16 protein-coding genes are annotated in these 23592 nt (G+C 28.9%); 9 read left to right on the top strand and 7 right to left on the bottom strand.

What is annotated here, in order from left to right; all coding sequences use genetic code 11:
* Positions 1-50 precede the first annotated feature (50 nt).
* Positions 51-755, top strand: a complete 705-nt coding sequence (dapD, locus tag EPJ72_RS11480) for a 2,3,4,5-tetrahydropyridine-2,6-dicarboxylate N-acetyltransferase (RefSeq protein ID WP_147732278.1) — start codon at positions 51-53, stop codon at positions 753-755.
* 321 nt (positions 756-1076) lie between these two features.
* Positions 1077-2249, top strand: a complete 1173-nt coding sequence (locus tag EPJ72_RS11475) for an iron-containing alcohol dehydrogenase (protein ID WP_147732277.1) — start codon at positions 1077-1079, stop codon at positions 2247-2249.
* Positions 2250-2552: 303 nt separating this feature from the next.
* On the opposite strand, the gene mltG is transcribed toward EPJ72_RS11475, so the two are convergent.
* Positions 2553-3560, bottom strand: a complete 1008-nt coding sequence (gene mltG / locus EPJ72_RS11470) for an endolytic transglycosylase MltG (RefSeq protein ID WP_147732276.1) — start codon at positions 3558-3560, stop codon at positions 2553-2555.
* Positions 3561-3927: 367 nt separating this feature from the next.
* Between mltG and EPJ72_RS11465 the strand changes: the two genes are divergently transcribed.
* From EPJ72_RS11465 to EPJ72_RS11450, 4 genes are all read left to right on the top strand, one after another.
* A complete protein-coding gene (locus EPJ72_RS11465; protein WP_147732275.1) occupies positions 3928-4926 on the top strand; it encodes a class I SAM-dependent methyltransferase in 999 nt (332 codons plus the stop codon).
* A 121-nt stretch (positions 4927-5047) separates the two neighbouring features.
* Complete coding sequence (locus EPJ72_RS11460) at positions 5048-7435, top strand: sodium-translocating pyrophosphatase (protein ID WP_147732274.1); 2388 nt, start codon at positions 5048-5050, stop codon at positions 7433-7435.
* 249 nt (positions 7436-7684) lie between these two features.
* On the top strand, positions 7685-8476 hold the full coding sequence (locus EPJ72_RS11455) for a prohibitin family protein (protein WP_147732273.1): 792 nt from the start codon (positions 7685-7687) through the stop codon (positions 8474-8476).
* Between the two features lie 103 nt (positions 8477-8579).
* Entirely contained in the window at positions 8580-10010 is a 1431-nt protein-coding gene (locus EPJ72_RS11450) for a sodium:solute symporter family protein (protein WP_147732272.1), read from the top strand.
* 98 nt (positions 10011-10108) lie between these two features.
* Here the strand turns inward: EPJ72_RS11450 and EPJ72_RS11445 are convergent, their stop codons facing one another.
* Both EPJ72_RS11445 and ruvB read right to left on the bottom strand, forming a co-directional pair.
* Entirely contained in the window at positions 10109-11008 is a 900-nt protein-coding gene (locus tag EPJ72_RS11445; protein WP_439897274.1) for a M23 family metallopeptidase, read from the bottom strand.
* A 230-nt stretch (positions 11009-11238) separates the two neighbouring features.
* Complete coding sequence (gene ruvB / locus EPJ72_RS11440) at positions 11239-12273, bottom strand: Holliday junction branch migration DNA helicase RuvB (RefSeq protein ID WP_147732270.1); 1035 nt, start codon at positions 12271-12273, stop codon at positions 11239-11241.
* A gap of 221 nt (positions 12274-12494) precedes the next feature.
* Here ruvB and hsdR point away from each other — a divergent pair, with 221 nt between their 5' ends.
* From hsdR to EPJ72_RS11425, 3 genes are all read left to right on the top strand, one after another.
* Positions 12495-14840 carry an EcoAI/FtnUII family type I restriction enzme subunit R gene (gene hsdR / locus EPJ72_RS11435; RefSeq protein ID WP_147732269.1) on the top strand — a complete coding sequence of 782 codons (2346 nt, stop codon included), beginning with the start codon at positions 12495-12497 and terminating at the stop codon, positions 14838-14840.
* Positions 14841-15099: 259 nt separating this feature from the next.
* Positions 15100-16560 carry a class I SAM-dependent DNA methyltransferase gene (locus EPJ72_RS11430; RefSeq protein ID WP_147732268.1) on the top strand — a complete coding sequence of 487 codons (1461 nt, stop codon included), beginning with the start codon at positions 15100-15102 and terminating at the stop codon, positions 16558-16560.
* 16 nt (positions 16561-16576) lie between these two features.
* Positions 16577-18196 carry a restriction endonuclease subunit S gene (locus EPJ72_RS11425; protein WP_147732267.1) on the top strand — a complete coding sequence of 540 codons (1620 nt, stop codon included), beginning with the start codon at positions 16577-16579 and terminating at the stop codon, positions 18194-18196.
* Positions 18197-18286: 90 nt separating this feature from the next.
* On the opposite strand, the gene EPJ72_RS11420 is transcribed toward EPJ72_RS11425, so the two are convergent.
* From EPJ72_RS11420 to EPJ72_RS11405, 4 genes are all read right to left on the bottom strand, one after another.
* Positions 18287-19174: an Rpn family recombination-promoting nuclease/putative transposase gene (locus EPJ72_RS11420; protein WP_147732266.1), complete on the bottom strand. Its 888-nt coding sequence runs from the start codon at positions 19172-19174 to the stop codon at positions 18287-18289.
* 134 nt (positions 19175-19308) lie between these two features.
* Entirely contained in the window at positions 19309-20205 is an 897-nt protein-coding gene (locus EPJ72_RS11415) for an Rpn family recombination-promoting nuclease/putative transposase (protein WP_147732265.1), read from the bottom strand.
* A 135-nt stretch (positions 20206-20340) separates the two neighbouring features.
* A complete protein-coding gene (locus EPJ72_RS11410) occupies positions 20341-21216 on the bottom strand; it encodes an Rpn family recombination-promoting nuclease/putative transposase (RefSeq protein WP_147732264.1) in 876 nt (291 codons plus the stop codon).
* 97 nt (positions 21217-21313) lie between these two features.
* The gene (locus EPJ72_RS11405) at positions 21314-23296 is read right to left on the bottom strand and encodes a ribonuclease R family protein (RefSeq protein ID WP_147732263.1); all 1983 of its coding nucleotides are present in this window, start codon (positions 23294-23296) and stop codon (positions 21314-21316) included.
* Positions 23297-23592 lie beyond the last annotated feature (296 nt).

Below are 23592 nucleotides of genomic sequence, written 5' to 3'. Positions count from 1 at the left end.
AATTAATTGTGTATTATGTTAATCTATAAATTTAAACATTGGAGTGAAAAATGGATATGTTAAAAAAATCTGAAGATATAATTGCTTATATAAAAAACTCTGCTAAAAAAACACCTGTTAAAGCGTATATAAAAGGAACTTTATCAAATATAAAAACTAATGCTAAAATTTTCTCTTATGGGGATTTTAATTTTATAGTTGGCGATTATGATGAAATAAAAAAAATATTAGAAGAGTATAAAGAGTTTATAATGGATTATTATTTAGAAAATGACAGAAGAAACTCTGGAGTACCTACATTAAGTTATTTTAATGTTAATGCGAGAATTGAACCTGGTGCTATTATAAGAGATAAAGTACAAATAGGGGATAATGCTGTTATAATGATGGGAGCTATTATCAATATTGGTGCAGAAGTAGGAGAAGGCACTATGATAGATATGGGAGCTGTATTAGGGGGACGTGCTATTGTTGGTAAGAATTGTCATATTGGTGCGGGAGCAGTATTGGCTGGAGTAATAGAGCCGCCTTCTGCTAAACCTGTTATAGTTGAGGATAATGTTGTAATAGGAGCTAATGCTGTTGTATTAGAGGGTGTTCATATCGGCAAAAATGCTGTTATTGGTGCAGGTGCTGTTGTTATAGAAGATGTATCAGAGAATCAAGTTGTTGCTGGTAACCCTGCTAAAGTTATTAAAGAGAAAGACAGTAAAACAATTGATAAAACAAAATTAGTTGATGATTTAAGAAAATAATTTTAGTTTATTATATATTTAAATATATATTTTATTATAGAAGTTTTTATTTTAAGTTTTTATTCTCGGGGACTAGCCCCCGAACCCCCACTTCTTTTGGTGGCCCAAAGAAGCAAAAGGACTGCATTATTTAGCTTAAAATGTTAGTATTATTTTATAGTTTATACATATTCTAAACATACAATGCTAAAACACTTGCACTTTCGCTAAGCGTGCCCGTAGGGCGAAAACTTTTTGCGGCAGGAAAAAGTTGAATAAAAAACTTCAATGTCAAAAGATAGTTGTTTAGCTATATATATTTTATTTATAAGGGGTTAAAATATGCAAAGCTTTAATTTACAGCTTCCTACTAAAGTAATATTTGGAAAAAATGCTCAAGAGAATACTGCTTCAGAAATAAAAAAGTTAAATGCTAAAAAAGTATTTATAGTTTATGGGTCTAATAGAATAAAAGAAAATGGATTATTAGATAATATAGAAAACATGTTAAAAAAGGAAAATATTGATTATACTTTTTTTAATAATGTAAAAGCTAATCCATTACTTTCGCATGCGAGAGTTGGAGTAAAAAAAGCTATAGAGTTTAATGCTGATTTAATTTTAGGGGTAGGCGGAGGAAGTGTAATAGACACTGCAAAAGCAATAGCGATAGGGGTTGCAAATCCTGATGTTGATATTTGGGATTTTTGGACTAATAAGAAAACTTTAGAAAAAATTATTCCAGTAGGATGCATACTTACTATTTCTGCAGCAGGAAGTGAGACTAGCATATCATCAGTACTTACAAATGATGAAACTTTAGAAAAGAGAGGTTTTAATACAGAGTTTAATCGCCCTAAATTTGCTATAATGAATCCTTGTTTTACTTTTACTTTGCCTTATTATCAAGTAGCATGCGGAATAGTGGATATTATGATGCATACTTTAGATAGATACTTTGCTGATAATTGTTATAATGAAACTACTGATGCTATTGCTGAGGCATTACTAATAGTTGTAATAAAAAATGGTCTTATAGCTATGAAAGATAAAACTAATTATGATGCTATGAGCGAGCTTATGTGGTGCGGAAGTTTGTCGCATAATACTTTAACAGGTTTAGGAAACGAGGCTGATTTTATAGTACATAAATTTGGTCATGAACTTAGTGCTCAATTTGACGTGGCACATGGAGCTAGCCTTTCTACTGTTTGGGGACATTGGGCTAAATATTGCTATGATTATTCTGATTATACTAAAGAGCGATTTAGAAAATATGCAAAAAATGTGTGGAATGTTGATGATGCTCTTGAAGGAATAAATAAAACTATAGAATATTTCAAACAAATTAATATGCCTACCAATTTTACAGAATTAGGTATAGGCATTCAAGATGATAATATGCTTGATTTACTTACGAATAGAACTACAAAAAATGGAAGCTTAACTTTTAATCATTTTAGAGCTTTAAATAAAGACGATGTGTTTAATATATTTAGAAGCTGTAATGTTTGATACTAAAAATTTTTACCAAAAGAACTGTATTTTTTAGCTAAAATATTTATATTAACTTTATACTTCATATATATTCAATATATATAGTTGAAATATTTGTACTTTTTGCAACTTTTTGCTACGGGAAAAAGTTGATATAAAATAATAGTTTTAATATATACTGAAAATTTTTAACTTTTTTATTATTTGTGGGGACTAGCTCCCTGCGAAGCGTGACCGAAAGGGAAAACTTTTTGACGAAGTTCTCACCTCGTAATGCGAGAAAAATTTATATAAAATAAAAACTTCTATAACAAAATATTGTTATTTTTTAAAAATATATTTATCAATGTTTCTTAAATGCTCTTCATATGTTACAGAGAAAGCATGTTTGCCTGTGCCGTCTGCTACAAAAAATATATAATCTGTTTTAGCAGGGTTTAATGATGCTTCTATAGCTTTAGCACTGCTTGAACATATTGGTCCTGGAGGAAGTCCTGTATTTTTATAAGTGTTATAAGGGTGAACCATACGCAAGTCATCATATTTTAAATTTGGTTTTTCTATATAATCACCTTTTACTAAAGTCATAGCATAAATTGTTGTAGGGTCTGCCTCTAGTCTTTTGTCTATATTTAATCTATTATAATATACAGAGGCTATTAATTTAGGGTCATCATTAGGTCCCATCTCTTTTTCTACAATAGAAGCCATAGTTAATACTTCATGTACTGTTCTTCCTATTTTTTTTGCTCTCTCTTCCAAATCTGGAAACTGTTTAAAAAGTGAATCTATCATATGAGTAACTAATACTTCTGCAGGATTTCCTTTTACTATATAATATGTAGAAGGGAATATATATCCTTCCACACTATCAGAAGGAATATTATATTTTTCCAATATTTTTTTATCATGACATGCTTTTAAAAATTCTTCTTTTGTAGTAAAGCCTTGATTGTCTAAATAGTTAGCTATTTCGTATATGTTTTTGCCTTCTGCAATAGTGAGTCTTACCATAGCTTGTTTTCCGCTATTTAAATGCTTCATTATATCTATCATACTCATATTTTTATTAAGCTCATAATAACCACTTAAAAGTTTTCTATCATATTTTAAATGTTTAGCTAATACAACAAATAGTCTTGAATTTCTAATAAGTCCTTGTTCTTGTAACTTTTTTGATATATTATAAGCACCTTCGCCTTGTTTAATTTCGAAATATACTTTTTGAGAATTTTTTGATATAGGGGAAGCTGTATATATTATTAAACTGACTATTGATATAGCGAATATTATAGCTATAGAAACTATTACAATTAAAACTCTTTTCATAATTTTGTATAAACCTTTGTATAGTTGATTATTGCTTATTAATTATAAACAAATAAATAGAAATTGTCAAAATAATATTTTTGTTGCTGACAAGGAATTATTTAAAATATAGTTGTAATAATTATGTATAATGACTAATATTTCTTTATCTATAGATATAATTGATAAATAAAATAGTATAGTATACAATATAGTATATAATTGAAAAACTGTTATAGTATTGGTATATTTATGAACACAACACAACACAACACAACACAACACTAAGCTAAACTATTCAATAATAATAAAAATTATAGGCAATATTGTATCTTTTTTGAGATACAATATTGCTTTTTTATTTTAAATAAATTTAGGGAGACAATAAATGAATGAGAAAATAAGAAAAAATATAGATGATATAGTTTGGTATATACCATTTAAAAAACTTAGAAATTTATTAAGAGAATTTTTTATAGAATATTTTAATAATTTAGATAGTATGCAAAAAAAATTAGATAACATAGAAAAAAATAAAGAAGAATATATAAAAAAATATTTGTATGACAAAGGATATAATAGAATAGTACCAATTGGTCATTATGAATCTCCATACCCGCCACAAGATGAACTTAATGATGGATTTAAAAAAATAGAAAATAATACTAGTTTTATGTATAATATTAATGCTATTAATATGAATGATGATGTTCAGTTAGAATTCTATAATAAAATAAGAAAGTTTTTTGATAAATTTGATTTTCCAAAAGAAAAAAATGATAAGTATAGATATTATTATAATAATGGTTGGTATGAAATTAATTGTGCTTCTTGTTTATATTCAATAATAAATTATATTAAACCTAATAATATAATAGAAATAGGTTCTGGTTTTTCAACAGCTCTTATGCTGGATATTAATAATAATATATTTAATAATGAGATTAATATTTTATCTATAGAACCAAGACCAGATAGATTAAAATCATTATTGTTCGAGACTGACAATATTTCAATTATAGAAAAGAATCAACAGGATGTAGATTTAGAGGTGTTTTCTAAGTTAGAAGAAAATGACTTGTTATTTATAGATTCTTCCCATGTTTGCAGACCATTTGGTGATATAAATAGACAGTTTTTTGATATATTACCCAATTTGAATAAAGGAGTTATCATACATATACATGATATACCTTATCCTTTTGAATATCCTAGTATTTGGATTGACAAAGAGAGAAGAGCTTATACAGAAGCTTATATGTTGAGGTCTTTTTTACAATATAATGATAATTTTGAAATATTATGTTTTCCTGATTATTTGTGTAAAAAATATCCTGAAATAGTAAAATATAGATCAGGTTCAATATATTTAAGGAAAATAAAATAGATATATAAGTTTATACTACTATATACAATAATCATATAAAAATCATTGACAATTTATGTATTTTATGTTATACTTCGTAACTGTATAATTTCTAACAAAATTCAAAAAATAGGGTAAGTATATGAAATACGAAATTTTAGCTCAAAATGCCCGCTTTTTTACAATATCAGCGGCAATTCTAACCTTAGCTTTTGCATTCTATTTCTACAAATGGATGCGTAAGCAAGATGAAGGTACAGACAAAATGAAAGAAATTGCTTCACATGTTCGCTCTGGTGCTATAGCTTATCTTAAACAACAATATAGAGTTATAGCATTTTTCTTTGCTGGAGCTTTCATTATTTTTGCTATTCTTTCTTATGCTTTAAAAGTGCAAAATCCATTCATTCCTATAGGTTTCTTGACAGGAGGTTTCTTCTCAACACTTTCTGGTTTCCTAGGTATGAAAACTGCTACTTATGCATCAGCAAGAACTGCTAATGCTGCTAGCAAATCACTAAACCAAGGTTTAACTATAGCTTTCCGTTCTGGTGCTGTTATGGGACTTACTGTTGTTGGTTTAGCTTTATTTGATATATCTATGTGGTTTATAATACTTAATGCTTGGCTTGATAATAGTTGGTTTAATACCGACTTTTTAGCTTTAGGTAATATTGCTCGTGATTCTTCAGAGTTTATATCTGCTAAGATGCACTTTGTTACTACTACAATGCTTAGCTTTGGTGTAGGTGCTTCTTTCCAAGCTTTATTTGCTCGTGTTGGCGGCGGTATATTCACAAAAGCTGCTGATGTTGGTGCTGACTTGGTAGGTAAGGTTGAAGCTGGAATACCTGAAGATGACCCTAGAAACCCTGCTGTTATAGCTGATAACGTTGGTGATAATGTGGGTGACGTTGCTGGTATGGGTGCTGACCTTTACGAATCTTATGCAGGTTCTATACTTGCTGCTATGAGTTTAGGTTCTGCTGCTTTTGGTTATATTAATCCTGATATCAGCCCTATATATGCTGTATCTCTTCCTATGATACTTGCTGCAATTGGTACTCTTTCTTCTATAATAGGTGTGTTCTTCGTTAAAACTAAAGAAGGTGCTACTATGGGAGAATTATTAAAATCTTTAAGAGTTGGCGTTTATGTGAGCAGTGCTATAATAATAGTAGTTGCTTTCATATTAGTAAAAATGCTTCTTCCAAATAATTTAGGATTATTTGTTTCTATAATTGTAGGACTTATAGCTGGTAATGTTGTTGGTTTCTTTACAGAATATTACACTGCTGCTGAATACAGACCTACTCAATGGGTTGCTGAACAATCTAAGACTGGTCCTGCTACAGTTATAATCGGCGGACTTGCTGTTGGTATGCAATCTACTTTAATACCTGTTGTTACAGTAGTTGTTTCTATTATATTAGCATTTGGTTTTGCTGGCGGTTTTGGTTCTGGTTCTTCTGCATTCTCTCAAGGTTTATATGGTATTGCTTTAGCTTCTGTTGGTATGTTATCTACTTTAGGTATCACATTAGCTACAGATGCTTATGGTCCTATAGCTGACAATGCTGGTGGTAACGCTGAGATGTCTGGTCTTCCTGAGAGCGTTAGAGAGAGAACTGATGCTTTAGACTCTTTGGGTAATACTACTGCTGCTACTGGTAAAGGTTTTGCTATATGTTCTGCTGCTTTAACTGCTATGGCTTTGATTGCTGCTTATATTGAGGAGATTAAAGTTTCTTTAGGTAGAATGATTAATTCTGGTAATTTAACTTCTATTAATATAGGTACTATAGAATATACTGCTAATACACCTGCAGAATTATATCAAAAAATAGTTTACAGCTTACATATGAATGAGTTTATGAATGCTTTCAATATTCACTTGATGAACCCTAAAGTATTAGTTGGTATATTTATCGGTGCTATGTTGGTATTTTTCTTCTGTGCTTTAACTATGAAAGCTGTTGGACGTGCTGCTGCTGGAGTTGTTGAGGAAGTTAGAAGACAGTTCAGAGAGATTAAAGGTTTATTAGCTGGAGAGGCTGGAGTAAAAGCTGATTATGAAAAAGCTGTTGAAATCTGTACTAAATCTGCTCAAAAAGAGATGATTGTTCCTTCTGTACTTGCTATAGTTGTACCTGTTGTTGTTGGTTTTATATTTGGCGTACCTGCTGTTATAGGTATGTTAGTTGGCGGTTTAACTTCTGGTTTTGCTATGGCTGTTATGATGTCTAATGCTGGTGGTGCTTGGGACAATGCTAAAAAATATATTGAAGCTGGTAATTTAGGCGGTAAGAAGATAGTTGATGAAAATGGCAACAAAATCACTAACCCTAATCATGCTGCTGCTGTTATAGGGGATACTGTTGGTGACCCATTCAAAGATACTTCTGGACCAAGCTTAAACATTCTTATTAAACTTATGAGCTTAATAAGTGTTGTATTTGCTGGTGCTGTTGTCGCTTTTTCACCAAAAATTCAAGCTTTACTTGGAATAGCTGACCAAATTATTAAGTAATTAATTTTATTTAATATAAATAAAAGCTGCTTGACTTTAATAAAAGTTGGGCAGCTTTTTTATTATAAAAATGAATTATATATTTTTTGACAATTTTATCTTTTTTGTATAATAAACTCAAAAATCAATTTGGATAAAATAAATAAATATTATTTAAATCTATAAATATAATTCAATATATTTATACTATTGCAAAAATATATTTTATATTTTAGTATATATAAACTATTTTTAAGGAGATTAAAGTTTATGAGAATTATTAATGTTAATAGTAGTAGATTACATTCTATGCTTTTTATACTGCTTCCTATTGTTTTAATAGTAGGTTTTTTAATTTTTTCTAGTGTTACAATAGTATCAACAGGTGAGGTTGGTATAAGAAGTAGATTAGGTAAGGCTATATCAGAAGAAGAGGCTGGTCTTCATTTTAGAATACCTTTTATAGATAGCATTAAAACTATGGAAGTAAGAGAGCAAACAGTTGAAAAGACTTATGCTGTATCATCAAAAGATATGCAAACTATATCAATGACTTTGAATGTTCAATATTCTATCACAGGAGATGCTTTAGAATTATATAGAAAATTTGGTACAGATTATAAAAACAAATTAGTTAATCCAAGAATATCAGAGAGTCTTAATGCTGTTTCTGCAAGATACACTATAGAAGAGTTTATTACAAAAAGAAATGAGATGGCAGGAGAACTTTTAAAAGAGGTTATGGCATATTTTAAGGATTATGGCATTACAGTTGCTGCTTGTTCTATTATAGAGCATGATTTTTCTGATGAGTTTGATCAGGCAATAGAAAGAAAATTAATACTTTCTCAAAATGCTCTTACTGCTCAAAATGATTTAGAAAAAGTTAAATATGAGGCAGAAGCTGAAATTACTAAGGCCAATGGTATAGCTGAAGCCAATAGAATAATGCAAGAATCTTTGACACCACTTCTAATACAGAGAATGTATATAGAAAAATGGGATGGTAAAATGCCTCAGGTTTCTGGTTCTGGTGTTACTCCTATGATACAAGTAAAATAATTTTTAAAATTTAATACAAAAATCTAATTTTTTTTGCAAAACCTATGTATTTTCTAAAAAATTGTTATATACTAATATTATAATAATTTTTTGGAGTTTTTATATGGGACAGACTGTTATTATATTAATAGTTATTGTATACCTAGTTGCTATGCTTTTTATAGGTGTATATTCTAGTAAAAAGATTAGTAATAGCAATGATTTTGCCTTGGCAGGAAGAAATTTAGGACCAATACTTTTGGCAGGAACTTTGGCTGCTACAAATATTGGCGGGGGTACTTCACTTGGTTTAGCAGAACAGGCCTTTGGTAAATGGGGTTTTTCTGCGATTTGGTATGTAATTACAGCTTCTTTTGCATTTTTAGTTCTTGCCTTTTTGGCACAGAGGTTTAGAAATGCTATGGTTACTACTGTATCGGAATATTTTTATAATAGATATGGTAAAGCAAATGCATTAGTTACTTCCATTATCATGGGACTACCTATGATAGGTATTACTGCTGCTCAGCTTATAGCTTCTGCAAGTATATTAACTGTTATGACAGGATGGAATTATAAAGTATCTGTTGTAATAGTTACAGTTGTAGTTACAGCATATTCTTCTATGGGCGGACTTTGGGGGGTTGCTTTCACTGATTTAATACAAGGCTCTTTAGTATTTATTGGAAGTTTAGTTGCTATACCTTTTGCTCTAAATTATGCTGGAGGTTTTGAGCATGTAATTGCTAATCTCACACCTGCACAAAAATCACTTACTGCTGGTATGGGTTGGCCTACTATAATATCGCTTACTATAATGTATATAGCTTCATATTCTGTTGGACCTGAAATTAGTCAGAGATTCTTCTCGGCAAGAGATTCTAAATCACTTATGATAGGCTCTTTAATGGGGGGATTAGTTTGTATATTATATTCTTCATTTCCTGCTTTTTTAGGTTTAATTGCTTCTAGCGTTGTAAAAGACGGACTTATTACTTCAGAATTATTAACTTCTGAGGGAAGCAGATATATTTTACCAGTGCTTGCAATTCACACTATGCCTCCTGTTATAGTTGGATTATTATTTTCTGCTTTAATATCGGCTACTATGTCTTCTGCTGACTCTGATATGCTTGCAGTATCTGTAATAGCTACAAATGATATATACAAAAAGTACATAAATAAAAATGCTACAGATAAACAAATTCTATTTTTAGGAAGAATATCAATAATTGCAGTTGGGCTTATATCTATGTTTATAGCTTTTAAGGCTACTAATTTAATAACTATACTTATGTTCTCATTTAGTTTGCGTGCTGCCGGAGTATTTATACCATATTTATTTGGAAACTATACTAAGAAAAAATTATCAGCAGTAGCTAGTATGGGTTCCTTAATAGCTGGAAGTGTTGTTACAATATTCTTTCAATATAATAAAAATATTAATTTATTTGGAGTTGACCCTATAATACCGGGTATTGTTGCAAGTTTAATAGTATTTTTAATCCTTTCTTCTATAATACAGCCTAAACCAGATGCCAAAACAAATAATTAATAAAAATAATTATAAAAATAATTAATAAAATAAAAAAGAGGAGTATATAAAAAAATATATTCCTCTTAATCATTTTTATTATTTTTTATAAAATCTTTTTAAAATCTTGCACTCAAATAAGGCATAGGGTTTTTATGGTCGCCTGCTATTCTCACTTCAAAATGGCAATGAATACCTGTTGTTCTTCCAGTATTTCCAATCATAGCAATTTTTTGACCTCTTTTAACTTGCTGACCGCCATGTACCAAAAGTTCTGAATTATGACCATAGCCTGTTTGATAACCATTAGCATGCTCTATAAGTACAAACCAGCCATAACCATTTTTCCAACCTGCAAAAACAACTTTACCGTCAGCAGCTGCTAATATTGGAGTGCCGTAAGGACCTGCAATATCAACACCATAGTGATAACTTTTTTCTTGTGTAAATGGTGAAAATCTTGCCCCAAATCCGCTTGATATTCTACCGCCTCCTGCAACTGGCCAGCCTACTGGTATTTCTTTATGTATTACTGAAGGTACGTCCATAAAGGTTAAAATATTTTTTTGGTATCTATCTATTTCATTTAAAGTTTTATTTATATCATTATCATTGTTGCTATTATTATTAAAAGAAGAGTTATTATTATAATCTATTAAATAAGAAATATTTTTTATAGTGTCATTATATTCTTTTAGAGATTTTGAATATCTATTAAGCGAATCTTTATATTCTGTAATTAAACTATAGGTTTTAGATTCTGTTGCTGATAATGTATTATAAAAATCTCTTGCCTCTTTTTGTTTATAATAGGCATCAAAACCTGTGTAAATTAAAGATGCAAAGATTAATATAAAAAACAGTATCATAAAATTATTGATAGGTAAACTTAAACCTTTCTCTTCATTATTATAAAATATTAATATGCTTCTTTCATGATTACCTTTTTTCATGATAGCTGATATTATTTTATTAAAGAAGTTTCTTATAGGAGAAGTTGAACCATATATTTTAGAAATAGATAGTTTTAAATGATAAAGTTTATTATGATTTTTTTTGTAATTTACTTTTTTATTATAATATTTTGGATATTTTAAAGCTTGTTTTTTGTTAGTATATTTAAAATTATTTACAAATTTATTAGCTACTTTACTTTTATCTTTAGATGTTTCCTGTATGTAATATTCATCTAATTTGATATCAGATTTTGTTTCAAAAGTGTTTCTAGTTTGAATAATAAACCTCCAGCTTATAAATCAAATAAAGTATTTTCTTTATAATTATCGTTATTTTTTACATTAATATTTAAATAGCTATAAGCTTTTATTGTAGCAACTCTTCCTTTTGGTGTTCTTTTAATAAAACCAGATTGTATTAAATATGGCTCTATTACATCTTCTATTGTTTCTATCTGTTCGGATAATGAAACAGATATAGTATCCACACCAACAGGTCCTCCATTATAATTTTTTATTATAGTATTTAGGTACTGTTTGTCAAGGGCTTCAAAGCCATTTTTATCAACGCCCAATTTTTCTAATGAGTCGGATGCAAACTTCTCGTCTATTACTAAAACATCAGAAACTGTAGCAAAGTCAAATACTCTTCTAAGTAATCTATTAACTATTCTAGGTGTTCCTCTAGACCTTGATGCTATAGAAATTGCAGCTGAATCTGTTATATCAATATTAAGAAACTTTGAACTTCTTTTTACTATATCAGCTAAATCTTCATTAGTATAAAATTCGAGTCTTTCTACTATTCCAAACCTGTCATATAATGGCGTGCTTAATAGTCCGCTTCTTGTTGTGGCACCTATTAAAGTGAATTTTGGAAGTTTAACTCTAAAACTTTTAGCACTTGTTCCTTCTCCAACCTTTATATCAACGAAAAAATCTTCCATTGCTGAATAAAGCACTTCTTCAACAACCGTTCTAAGTCTATGTATTTCATCTATAAATAATATGTCTTTTTCACCTAATGTTGTTAGTATAGATGCTAAATCGCCCGGACGTTCTATTACAGGAGCAGATGTTGCCTTGATATTGCTTCCTAATTCTTCTGCAATAATTTGTGCAAGAGTAGTTTTTCCTAAACCAGGAGGTCCGTAAAATAATATATGATCCAAAGAAACATCTCTTTTTTTAGCACTATCTATAAAAACTTTTAATTTTGATTTTATATTTTCTTGACCTATAAAATCATTGAATCCTTTTGGTCTTATAGAAGAATTATTAACATCATAAGAGTTTTCATTGGAGTTGGTTATGCTTTCTTTATCCAATATTTTAAATCCATATTTTTTAAGATATATTATATTATAAAAAATGATTAATAACAAATTTATTTTTTATATAAAACTACTATTTTATTTAAAAAGTTAACTGATAGAATCTTTTTTAGAATATTTTTAATTTTTCTATTTTCTTAAATAAAAATAGGAAAATATGGTAAAAATACTATTTTCTTATATAATGGCATCATATTTGTTTTGGAGTCTATAATATGACAGAAGAAGATATAAAACAGAAAATCATAACACCAGCAATTAAAAAATCAGGCTGGAAAGATAATCAAATAAATTATGAGTATGCATTTACTGATGGACGTTTTGTATTAAAGGGAAAAGATGTTGTGAGAGATAAACCTAAAAGAGCAGATTATTTATTATCTTACAAGTCAAATATACCTTTGGCGATTATTGAAACTAAAAACGATAAGCATAATTTAGGAGATGGAATTCAGCAGGCTATTAATTATGCTGAAATGCTTGATGTACCTTTTGTGTATAGTTCAAATGGTGATAGATTTTTAGAGCATAATATGTTAACTGGTGAAGAGAGGGAAATTTCTTTGTATGATTTTCCTAGTCCTGAAGAATTATGGAATAGGTATAAGAAAGATTCCAATATAGATAATGAAAAAGAAAAAATTATTACAACACCTTATTATTATAGACAGGGAGTGAATAGTCCTAGATATTATCAGAGAGTGGCAATAAATAGAACTATTCAAGCAGCAGCCGAAGGAAAGAAAAGAATGCTTCTTGTAATGGCAACTGGTACAGGAAAAACTTATACTGCTTTTCAAATAATTCATAGATTTAGAGAAGCTAATTTGGCAAAGAAAATATTATTTTTAGCAGATAGAAATATATTGATTGACCAGACTATGAGTCAGGATTTTAAACCATTTAAAAAGGTTATGACTAAAATAGAACATAGAAAAATGAATAGTGCTTATGAAGTTTATTTATCGCTTTATCAGCAGTTAATAACAAATGAAGATAAAGAAATATTCAGAGAGTTTAGTAAAGATTTTTTTGATTTGATTATAGTTGATGAGTGTCATAGAGGTTCGGCTAAAGATGATTCATTATGGAGAAGGATTTTAGAATATTTTTCTAGTGCCATTCAAATAGGTATGACTGCTACTCCTAAAGAAAGTAAAGATGTTTCAAATATTAATTATTTTGGAGAGCCTATTTATACTTATAGTTTGAAACAAGGAATAGATGACGGATTTCTTGCTCCATTTAAAGTTATAAGGGTGGGGCTTAATACAGATTTAGAAGGTTGGCGTCCTTATAAAGGCCAAACAGATATTGAAGGAAATGAAATAGAAGATAGAGAATATAATATAAAAGATTTTGATAAAAACATTGTAATTGAAGAGAGAGATATTGAAATAGCTAAACGTATAATAAAACATATAGAAGAAAATGATAGATTTGCTAAAACTATTGTATTTTGCGATGATATAGAACATGCTGAGCGTATGAGAAGAGCTTTAATTAATGAGCATGCTTTGTATTGCAAAAAGAATAATAAAAATAATTTGGTAAAAGAAGACAGCAGATATATTATGCGTATTACAGGCGATGATATCGAAGGAAAAAAACAGCTTGATTCTTTTATAGCAGTTGATAGCGTATATCCTGTTATAGTTACTACTTCTAAACTTCTAACTACGGGAGTGGATTGCAAGACATGCAAACTTATTGTGTTAAATAATAATATTAATTCTATGACAGAGTTTAAACAAATTATAGGACGAGGCACTCGTATAAAAGAAGATTATGGTAAGAAATATTTTACTATAATGGATTTTAAAAATGTAAGCAGGTTATTTGCTGACCCTGATTTTGACGGAGGGCCATTAAGTATTAATGATGAATATTTGAAAAAAGAAGATGAAGATATTGAAGAGAATATTAACATTGAAGAAGATGATTATGACGGAGAGATAATAATTAATGATGATGAAAAAGAAGAAAAACAAAAAAGAGTAAAGATATCTGTTAGAGGGGTTGAAGTTGAAATATTAAGCGAGAGGGTGCAGTATTTGGATAATAACGGCAAGATTATAACAGAGAGTTTGATAGATTATACTAAAAAAAATATACTTGGAGAATATGCTGCGCTTGACAATTTTCTTAATGATTGGAACAGCGATAAAAGAAAGGCTGTAATTTTGGAAGAATTATTAAAGAGAGGGGTATTCTTGGAAGCATTGAGAGAGTATGAGCATATTGATGAAAATATAGATGATTTTGATTTAATATGTCATCTTGCTTATGATAAAAAGCCTCTTACAAAAAGTGAAAGAATTAAGAATGTTCAAAAAAGAGGTTATTTAAATAAGTATGAGGGAGCGGCAAGGGAAGTGATAGATGCTTTGCTTGAAAAATATATGGATAATAGCATAAATGATATTACAGATAGAAGCATATTATTAAACAGTCCATTTAATAGATTTGGTTCTGCATCAAAAATATTTTCATTTTTTGGAGGAAAAGAAAATTATAATAATGCAGTTAAGGATTTACAAAAAGAAATTTATACGGCATAAATATATTTTTTTGATTTATAATTTTTATTAATATGTTTATAATTTATAATAAGTATGAATTATTATTAGTAATACATGTTTTTAATATATTATAAAACAATTATAAAAATGCAGTTCTTTTGGTTCTTTTATACCAATAAAAGAACTGGGGTGCTGCACGGTGTGTACTTCGTTAAGGGCAAAGCCCTGCAAATATTATAACTAAAAAAAATAAAAAAATTAAAAATTTTTAATATAAATAGAAAACGGAGTGAGATAAATGAGTTTAAATAATTTAGTAAAAAGACTTCAAGATATCATGCGTAATGATGCGGGTATTAACGGCGATGCTCAGCGTATAGAACAAATGGTGTGGATAATATTTTTAAAGATTTTTAATTATAAAGAGCAGCAATGGGAAGCGGTTTATGATTATTATAAATCGGTAATACCTGAGAAGCTGAGGTGGGATAATTGGGCGGTCGATAATAAAGACGGTAAGGCATTAACCGGAGATGAGCTTTTAAATTTTGTTAATACTGAACTTTTTCCTGCTCTTAAAAAATTAGAAATTGATGACAGTTCTTTAAAAGTGAAAGGTATAGTACAGTCGGCATTTGAAGATAATAATAATTATATGAAAGACGGCATACTTTTAAGGCAGGTGATAAATGTAATAAATGAAATAGATTTTGAAGATTATAAAGAACGTCATGCTTTCGGCGAAATATATGAAACTATATTAAAAAGTCTTCAGAGTGCCGGAAATGCGGGAGAGTTTTATACGCCTAGGGCTGTAACTGATTTTATAATGAAAATTATTAATCCTAAACTAGGCGAGAGAATGGCAGATTTTGCATGCGGTACGGGGGGATTTTTAACTTCTGCTTTAAATATAATTTATGAGGATTTGCAGGGGCCTGAAAAAAGAGAGCTTTATAATAATTTTATTTATGGGGTAGAAAAAAAAGCTCTTCCTTTTTTATTATGCATTACAAATATGTTTATACATGATGTTGACAGCCCTAATATTTTTCATGACAATGCACTTGAATATGATGTGAGAGGGTATAAAGAAAATGAGAAATTTGATATTATAGTAATGAATCCGCCTTATGGAGGAAGTGAAAAAGATAATATAAAAATGAATTTCCCAGCTGATTTGAGAAGCAGTGAAACGGCTGATTTGTTTGTTACTCTTATAATGTATAGATTAAAACTTAATGGAAGAAGTGCTGTAATACTTCCGGACGGTTTTTTATTTGGTACTGATAATATAAAAGCGGCTATAAAGAAAAAATTATTTAAAGAGTTTAATTTGCATACTATAGTGCGTATGCCTCATAGTGTTTTTGCTCCTTATACATCAATTACAACTAATATATTATTCTTTGATAAAACTCATTCCACAAAAGAGACTTGGATTTATAGATTAGATATGCCGGAAGGATATAAAAACTTCTCAAAAACTAAACCTATGAAATTAGAGCATTTTAATGAAGTATTTGAATGGTGGGATAATAGAAAAGAGATTAGCGCAGATGGTTTTGACAAGAGCAAGAAATACAGCATTGATGAGATAGCGGAAAGGAATTATAATATAGACTTATGCGGATACCCCCATGAGGAGGAAGAAATACTGCCGCCGGACGAACTTATAAAACAGTATCAGGAGCGCAGGGCGAGTTTGGACGCAGATATAGACAGAGTGCTTGATAATATAATGAATATATTAAAATAATAAAAGGCATTAGAAAATGACAGCATCGGAATTAAAAAAATCAATACTTCAAATGGCAGTTGAGGGCAAACTCACAGAGCAAAGTAAAAAAGATGAACCCGTAGAAAAACTCTTGAAACGTATAAAAGAAGAAAAAGAGAGCTTAATAAAAGAAGGCAAGATAAAGAAAGAGAATACAATAAGCGAGATATATAAAAAAGACGGCTCGTATTATGAAAGGATTGCGGAAGGTAAGAATATTTTGAAAGAAGTTTGTATAGACGAAGAGCTTCCGTTTGAAATACCAGACAGCTGGGCTTGGGTAAGGATAGGAGAGTTATGCACTATTATAAATGGTTTTACTCCTTTACGTTCTAATAATAAATTTTGGTATAATCCAACTATTCCTTGGTTTACAGTTGAGGATATACATAATCAAGGAAGAAGAATTTATAAAACATTACAGGCTATAAATGAATCTGCATTATCTAAAAATAGTAATAGAATATTACCTGTAAAAACTGTGCTATTATGTTGTACTAGTGCTACTGTAGGGCAATATGCTATAACAGAAATTCCATTAACTACAAATCAGCAATTTAATGGGCTTGTTATTAATGAATATTGGAAAAAATATTGTATGCCAGAATTTATATTTACTATTGCTCCTACTTTTAAAACTTATCTTTTACAAGTAGCTGGTAAAACAACATTTAATTTTATATCAGTTAAAAAATTATCTGAGTTATTGATTCCATTGCCGCCTATCGAGGAACAAAAACGCATTGTTGAAAAAATAAACCTTTTAATGCCGCTTATTAATGAATACGATAGCCTCGAAAAAAATATTACTAAATTAAATAAAGAGTTTCCTAACAGCATAAAAAAATCTATTCTTCAATATGCCATAGAGGGCAAACTCACAGAGCAAAGCGAAAAAGATGAACCCGTAGAAAAACTCTTGAAACGCATAAAAGAAGAGAGAGAAAAATTAATAAAAGAAGGCAAGATAAAAAAAGATAAAACTACAAGCGAGATATATAAGAAAGACGGTTCGTATTATGAAAGAGTTTCAGACGGCAAAAATATTTTGAAAGATGTTTGTATAGATGATGAACTGCCTTTTGATATACCTGACAGCTGGGCTTGGGTGAGATTTAATAATATAGTATCATATTCAATGGGTAAAACTCCACCTAGAAAAGAAAATGAATATTGGGATAATGCTACTTTTCCTTGGGTTTCAATAGCTGACCTTATACCTGATAGCGTTCTGTATGAAACTAAAGAAAAGGTAAATAAACATTCAGCAGAAAAAATATTTAAAAATAGAATATCAACAGCAGGAACTCTTTTAATGAGTTTTAAACTTACAGTTGGTAAAGTATCAATCTTGGGGATAGATGCATTTCATAATGAAGCTATTATATCTATTTATCCATTTATAGATACTGATAAAATAGTAACAAATTATTTATTTTTAATAATGCCTTTAATTTCTCAATCTGGTGATACTAAAACAGCAATTAAGGGAAATACTTTAAATACTGATAGTTTAAATGCTCTCTATATTCCATTGCCGCCGATTGAGGAGCAGGGGCGTATTGTTCACAAAATTAACAAGTTAAATAATATTATTAATACTATTAAATTATAGGATAGACTATTATAGCTTTTCTGCCTCTTTTATCATTTATAAAAAACTTGTTCGTAAATAATCCCTGCCATTCTTACGAATGTCAGGCACTCACAAGTTTTTTATTTCCTCTATGCTTAAGCCTGTGTTTTCGCTTATAATTCTTATATCTATACCCGATTTTTTTAAATTTCTTGCTATAGATATTGCCTTCATCTTTTCGCCTTGTTCTATGCCTTGCTCTATTCCTTGCTCTATGCCTTGTTCTATGCCTTGTTCTATGCCTTGTTCTATGCCCAATCTTCTTTCTTCTTCAAGCATTATTTGATTGCCGTATAAATATGCTTCTCTCTTATCATACTCGTTCATCATTAATCTATCTTTAATAAAGTTATTATATCTTCTTTGTACTTCTTCCATTATAGGTTTTTCTTTTACTAAATCAGACATAACTTCCTCCTTATTATTTTTAATAGTAAAAAATTTTAACCAACAATTTAAATCTGGTTTCACTAAATCACATCTAAATTTTTTAAGCTCTATTATATGAATTTGCAAATGGTCTGTTAATAATCTTTTATTAAATGAATCATAAATCATATAACAAGAATGTATACTCTCATTATCATCTAAATTAAAATTGAGCAAATTAATACTTATTACAGGTGTTAGGGCATCATATTTTTCGCCTTGTTTTAAAAGTTTGCTGTAATTAGAAGCCCAATAATAAAGTATTCGCTCTGGAAATCTTGAATTGCCCTGAAGCTGTATCTCTATTATAACAACTGTACCATTTTGTGTAATACATTTTACATCTACTATAGTTTCTTTATCTTCATAATTTTCTTTGTAATTAAAAGGATTTAAAATCTCTGCTGCTCTAAAAGTTTTCATTTCTGAGTCAAGCATTATTGAATTGATAAAATCCAACAATATTACTTCGCTTCCTTTATCCGAAAAAAGATATCTCACAAAATAATCATTCAAAACATTAATCATAACTTTATTATACTAAATTCATTTTAAATGTAAAGCTAATATAATTTTGTTTATTATTAAAAAGATATTATTTCATTACCACCGATTGAGAATCATATTATCGACAAAATTAACAAACTAAATGATATTATTAATTACAATTTTTCTATTTCCTCTATGCTCAGGCCTGTTAATTCGCTTATGAGTTTTATATCCATATCTCTTGCTTTCATGTTTTTTGCCATAGATATTGCTTTGTTTTTTTCGCCTTGTTCTATGCCTTCTTCTTTTGCTTTTTTTAAATCTAATTCCATACTTCTGTCAAAAAAATATGCATCTACTTCTCGTTTTTTATATTTGTCCATTACTGGTCTGTCATTAACAAATGTATTGCATTTATTTTCTACTTCTTCAAATATAGTGTTTTCTTTTATTAAGTTTGACATATTATCTCCTTTAAAAAACTTTATCCAAGAAATAAAATCTTTATGCAGTTCTTCCATTTTAGTTATATTTTTTACGTTGAATTTTGGAAGCTCTATAAAATGTAATTGACAATGGTCGGTGAGAATTTTATTATTATTTAACTCTTTTAAAACATAACAGCTATGAACTTTGTTTTCATCTGTAAGAATAAAGTTTGTAATATTAATACTTACAACCGCTTTTAATTCATCATAAATAGAACCTCTATTTAAATTGCTGCTGTAATTGTATGCCCAATAATATAAAGTTCTTTTTATAAAGTTTTCATTGCCTCTTGCTTGTATCTCTATTAATACGGTTATTCCTGTTTCAGTTGTTGCTTTTATATCAACTATTGATTCTTTTTCATCATAATTTTCTGCTATATTAAATGGATTGAGTATTTCTATTTTCTTAAAAGTTTCAAAGTCTAAATCTTTAAACACGGCATTAATAAAGTTTAAAGCTATATTTTCATTACCTCTATGAGAAAACAAATATCTAATAAAATAATCATTAATTCTATTTAAATTATTTATTGTAACAGGTTCATTTAATATCTGTTTTAATTTATCTAAATCTTTCATAGTTTTATTATACTAAATTCATTTTAAATGTAAAGCTAATATAATTTTGTTTATTATTAAAAAGATATTAATTCCATTGCCTCCGATTGAGAATCATATTATCGACAAAATTAACAAACTAAATGATATTATTAATTACAATTTTTCTATTTCCTCTATGCTCAAGCCTGTTAATTCGCTTATGAGTTTTATATCCATATCTCTTGCTTTCATGTTTTTTGCCATAGATATTGCTTTGTTTTTTTCGCCTTGCTCTATGCCTTGCTCTATGCCTTGTTCTATGCCTTGTTCTATGCCTTGTTCTATTCCCAATCTTCTTTCTTCTTCAAGCATTATTTGATTGCCGTATAAATATGCTTCTCTCTTATCATACTCGTTCATCATTAATCTATCTTTAATAAAGTTATTATATCTTCTTTGTACTTCTTCCATTATAGGTTTTTCTTTTACTAAATCAGACATAACTTCCTCCTTATTATTTTTAATAGTAAAAAATTTTAACCAACAGTTTAAATCGGGCTTTAATAAATCATACCTAAATTTTTTAAGCTCTATTATATGAATTTGCAAATGGTCTGTTAATAGCCTCTTATTAACAGTATCGTAAATCATATAACAAGAATGTATACTCTCATTATCATCTAAATTGAAATTGAGCAAATTAATACTTATTACAGGTGTTAGGGCATCATATTTTTCGCCTTGTTTTAAAAGTTTGCTGTAATTAGAAGCCCAATAATAAAGTATTCGCTCTGGAAATCTTGAATTGCCTTGCAGCTGTATTTCTATTATAACAACTGTACCATTTTGTGTAATACATTTTACATCTACTATAGTTTCTTTATTCTCATAATTTTCTTTATAATTAAAAGGATTTAAAATCTCTGCTGCTCTAAAAGTTTTCATTTCTGAATCAAGCATTATTGAATTGATAAAATCCAACAATATTACTTCGCTTCCTTTATCCGAAAAAAGATATCTCACAAAATAATCATTCAAAACATTAATCATAACTTTATTATACTAAATTCATTTTAAATGTAAAGTAATATAGATTTATTTACCAAGTTAAAATATTTCTTATACATTATTTAAATCTTTTAAAATATTATCTTCTTCTTTTTTTGGATTTCTTTTTTTCTTTTCTGCTTTTGTTTTTAAAAGGTTTAGATTTTCTTGAATATATTTCTTTTTTATTCTTACTGCCTTTCTTCTTCTTTAAAAAATCTCTGCTGTCTATTATATCTCTGTCATCTAATGCATTATCAAATTCGCTTGCAGGCAAAAAGTCTATAAATAGCTCTTCTATATTTACCCTATGAACAGCTATTCTTATTTTATCTCCAAGTGTATACCATTTAGCTTCTTCATTGCTGTATGCTGCCTGCTCATTTTCATCATAATGATAATGATGTCTCAAATCTGCATATCTTATTAAGCCCTCTATTCCTCTATCTTCTATTTCAACAAATATGCCAAATTTAGTGATGCCGCTTATGATGCCGTTATATTCTTTGCCTATTTTGTCTTTCATAAACCTCACAGCTTTTACTTTATACAAACTTCTTTCGCATTCCACAGCAACTCTCTCTGTTCTAGAGCACCATTTAGCACAATTATCAAACATCTTTTGCATAGAAGGTTTTATATTTTGAGCCCCTTCTAATGATAGTTTTAAAAGTCTATGAGTAAGTAAATCTGTATATCTTCTTATAGGCGAAGTGAAGTGAGTATAATATTCAAAACCAAGACCGAAATGCCCTATATTATTAATATCATATATAGCTTGCTTCATAGAGCGTAAGAGTAGAGTAAGCAATAGTTTTTCATCGGGTTTACCTATTATTGACTCTATAAATGAATGAAAATCCAAATTACCTTCAGTGTCGCTTGTAAGTCTGTAGCCTCTGTTAAATGCTATTCTTCTAAATGTGTCTAGCTTTTCAGAATCTGGACTATCATGCACTCTATAAATAGCACCTTTTACATTTTTTAATCTCTTAGCAACTTCGCAGTTTGCAAGAAGCATAAACTCTTCTATTATTTTATGGGTTTCTTTTCTCTCACCTATAAAAAAGTCTTTTGGGTTTCCGCCTTTATCTAATATTATTTGTGTTTCATTAAGGTTAAACTCTATGCTTCCGTTATCTATTCTTTTTTGAAGAAGTATTTTTTTTATGTCATCAGCATTTTTTAAAAGTTCTAATAGCCAATCTTCATCTTGTTCTATACCGTCCAAAACATCTTGTGTATAATCGTAAGTTAATCTTCTACTTGACTTTATAACGCTTTTGTGAAAAGTGCTTTCTTTTATATTTCCTTTATTATCTATTGTGATAAACACTGTCATTGTGAATCTGCTCACACCTTCATTCAAAGAACATATTCCATTTGAAAGCTCATGCGGAAACATTGGGTAAACTGTATCAATTAAGTAAACGCTATTTCCTCTTTTTCTAGCTTCCCTATCTAATGCAGAACCTTCAGCTACAAAAAAACTTACATCTGCAATGTGTACGCCTATTTTGTATCCGTCATTTAATTTCTCTACACTTATAGCATCATCAAAATCTTTAGAATCAGCTCCGTCTATTGTTACAGTTCTTATATCTCTTAAATCTATTCTGTCAAATTCAAGCCCCACATTTTCCATACTGTCTGGAAGCAGTTTAGCCTCTTCAAGGCATTTCTTTGGAAAATCAGTAGGTATATTATATGCATTAGCTACTATCTCAGCATCTTTTTTGGCATTGTTTATTTCTACTTTTATATCGGGCTTTTCTATAACATTGGTTTTAGTGCTGTTTTCTTTTTTAGCTGTTTTTTTTGGATATCCTTTTTTTAATTCTTGTTTTTTTGATATTTGTTTTATATCTCTTTCATTACTGCTCGAATCTAAATAATACTTTCCCTCTTTTGTGAGTTTTAATATATCGCCTTTCTTTATTATAAGCCCCATAGAACTAGCCTTATGGAGCATTTTATCAAATCTTAATTTATCTTTTTTGTTTTCAACATATTCAGCTTTATAGTCTTTTATGCTTACTTGACCTTTTTTATCTATTCTTCTTAATAATTTAATCACTTTCATAATATTTTTATTATAGCAGTAAAAGAGATAATGTCAAATAGATGTTTTTGTTGTTGGGTTTGTTTGATGTTAATAAAAAATCAGCACCCCTACTATTGTAAAGGTGCCAAAACAGTTTAATTAAATGAAGGTTATAAAATATATTGTATCAATTTAAGGATACAAAAGAATTTGCTTAAAACAACTAATATCTCTAACTAATTGTTAGTTTATTCTAACATATTTTTAGAATATGTCAATACTTTATTTTGAATTTATTTAAAAAATTTATTGTTTTTTGTTTATTTTTTTATACA

Origin of the sequence: Brachyspira pilosicoli (genome assembly GCF_008016535.1) — a bacterium.
GTDB lineage: Bacteria > Spirochaetota > Brachyspiria > Brachyspirales > Brachyspiraceae > Brachyspira > Brachyspira pilosicoli_A.
The sequence above is the reverse complement of the archived record's forward strand: the minus strand, read 5'-3'. Positions and strand labels throughout refer to the sequence as shown.

Coding starts and splice junctions, on each gene's coding strand:
- dapD (WP_147732278.1), top strand. CDS start 51: ATGGATATGTTAAAAAAATCTGAAGATATAATTGCTTATATAAAAAAC.
- EPJ72_RS11475 (WP_147732277.1), top strand. CDS start 1,077: ATGCAAAGCTTTAATTTACAGCTTCCTACTAAAGTAATATTTGGAAAA.
- mltG (WP_147732276.1), bottom strand. CDS start 3,560: ATGAAAAGAGTTTTAATTGTAATAGTTTCTATAGCTATAATATTCGCT.
- EPJ72_RS11465 (WP_147732275.1), top strand. CDS start 3,928: ATGAATGAGAAAATAAGAAAAAATATAGATGATATAGTTTGGTATATA.
- EPJ72_RS11460 (WP_147732274.1), top strand. CDS start 5,048: ATGAAATACGAAATTTTAGCTCAAAATGCCCGCTTTTTTACAATATCA.
- EPJ72_RS11455 (WP_147732273.1), top strand. CDS start 7,685: ATGAGAATTATTAATGTTAATAGTAGTAGATTACATTCTATGCTTTTT.
- EPJ72_RS11450 (WP_147732272.1), top strand. CDS start 8,580: ATGGGACAGACTGTTATTATATTAATAGTTATTGTATACCTAGTTGCT.
- hsdR (WP_147732269.1), top strand. CDS start 12,495: ATGACAGAAGAAGATATAAAACAGAAAATCATAACACCAGCAATTAAA.
- EPJ72_RS11430 (WP_147732268.1), top strand. CDS start 15,100: ATGAGTTTAAATAATTTAGTAAAAAGACTTCAAGATATCATGCGTAAT.
- EPJ72_RS11425 (WP_147732267.1), top strand. CDS start 16,577: ATGACAGCATCGGAATTAAAAAAATCAATACTTCAAATGGCAGTTGAG.
- EPJ72_RS11420 (WP_147732266.1), bottom strand. CDS start 19,174: ATGATTAATGTTTTGAATGATTATTTTGTGAGATATCTTTTTTCGGAT.
- EPJ72_RS11415 (WP_147732265.1), bottom strand. CDS start 20,205: ATGAAAGATTTAGATAAATTAAAACAGATATTAAATGAACCTGTTACA.
- EPJ72_RS11410 (WP_147732264.1), bottom strand. CDS start 21,216: ATGATTAATGTTTTGAATGATTATTTTGTGAGATATCTTTTTTCGGAT.
- EPJ72_RS11405 (WP_147732263.1), bottom strand. CDS start 23,296: ATGAAAGTGATTAAATTATTAAGAAGAATAGATAAAAAAGGTCAAGTA.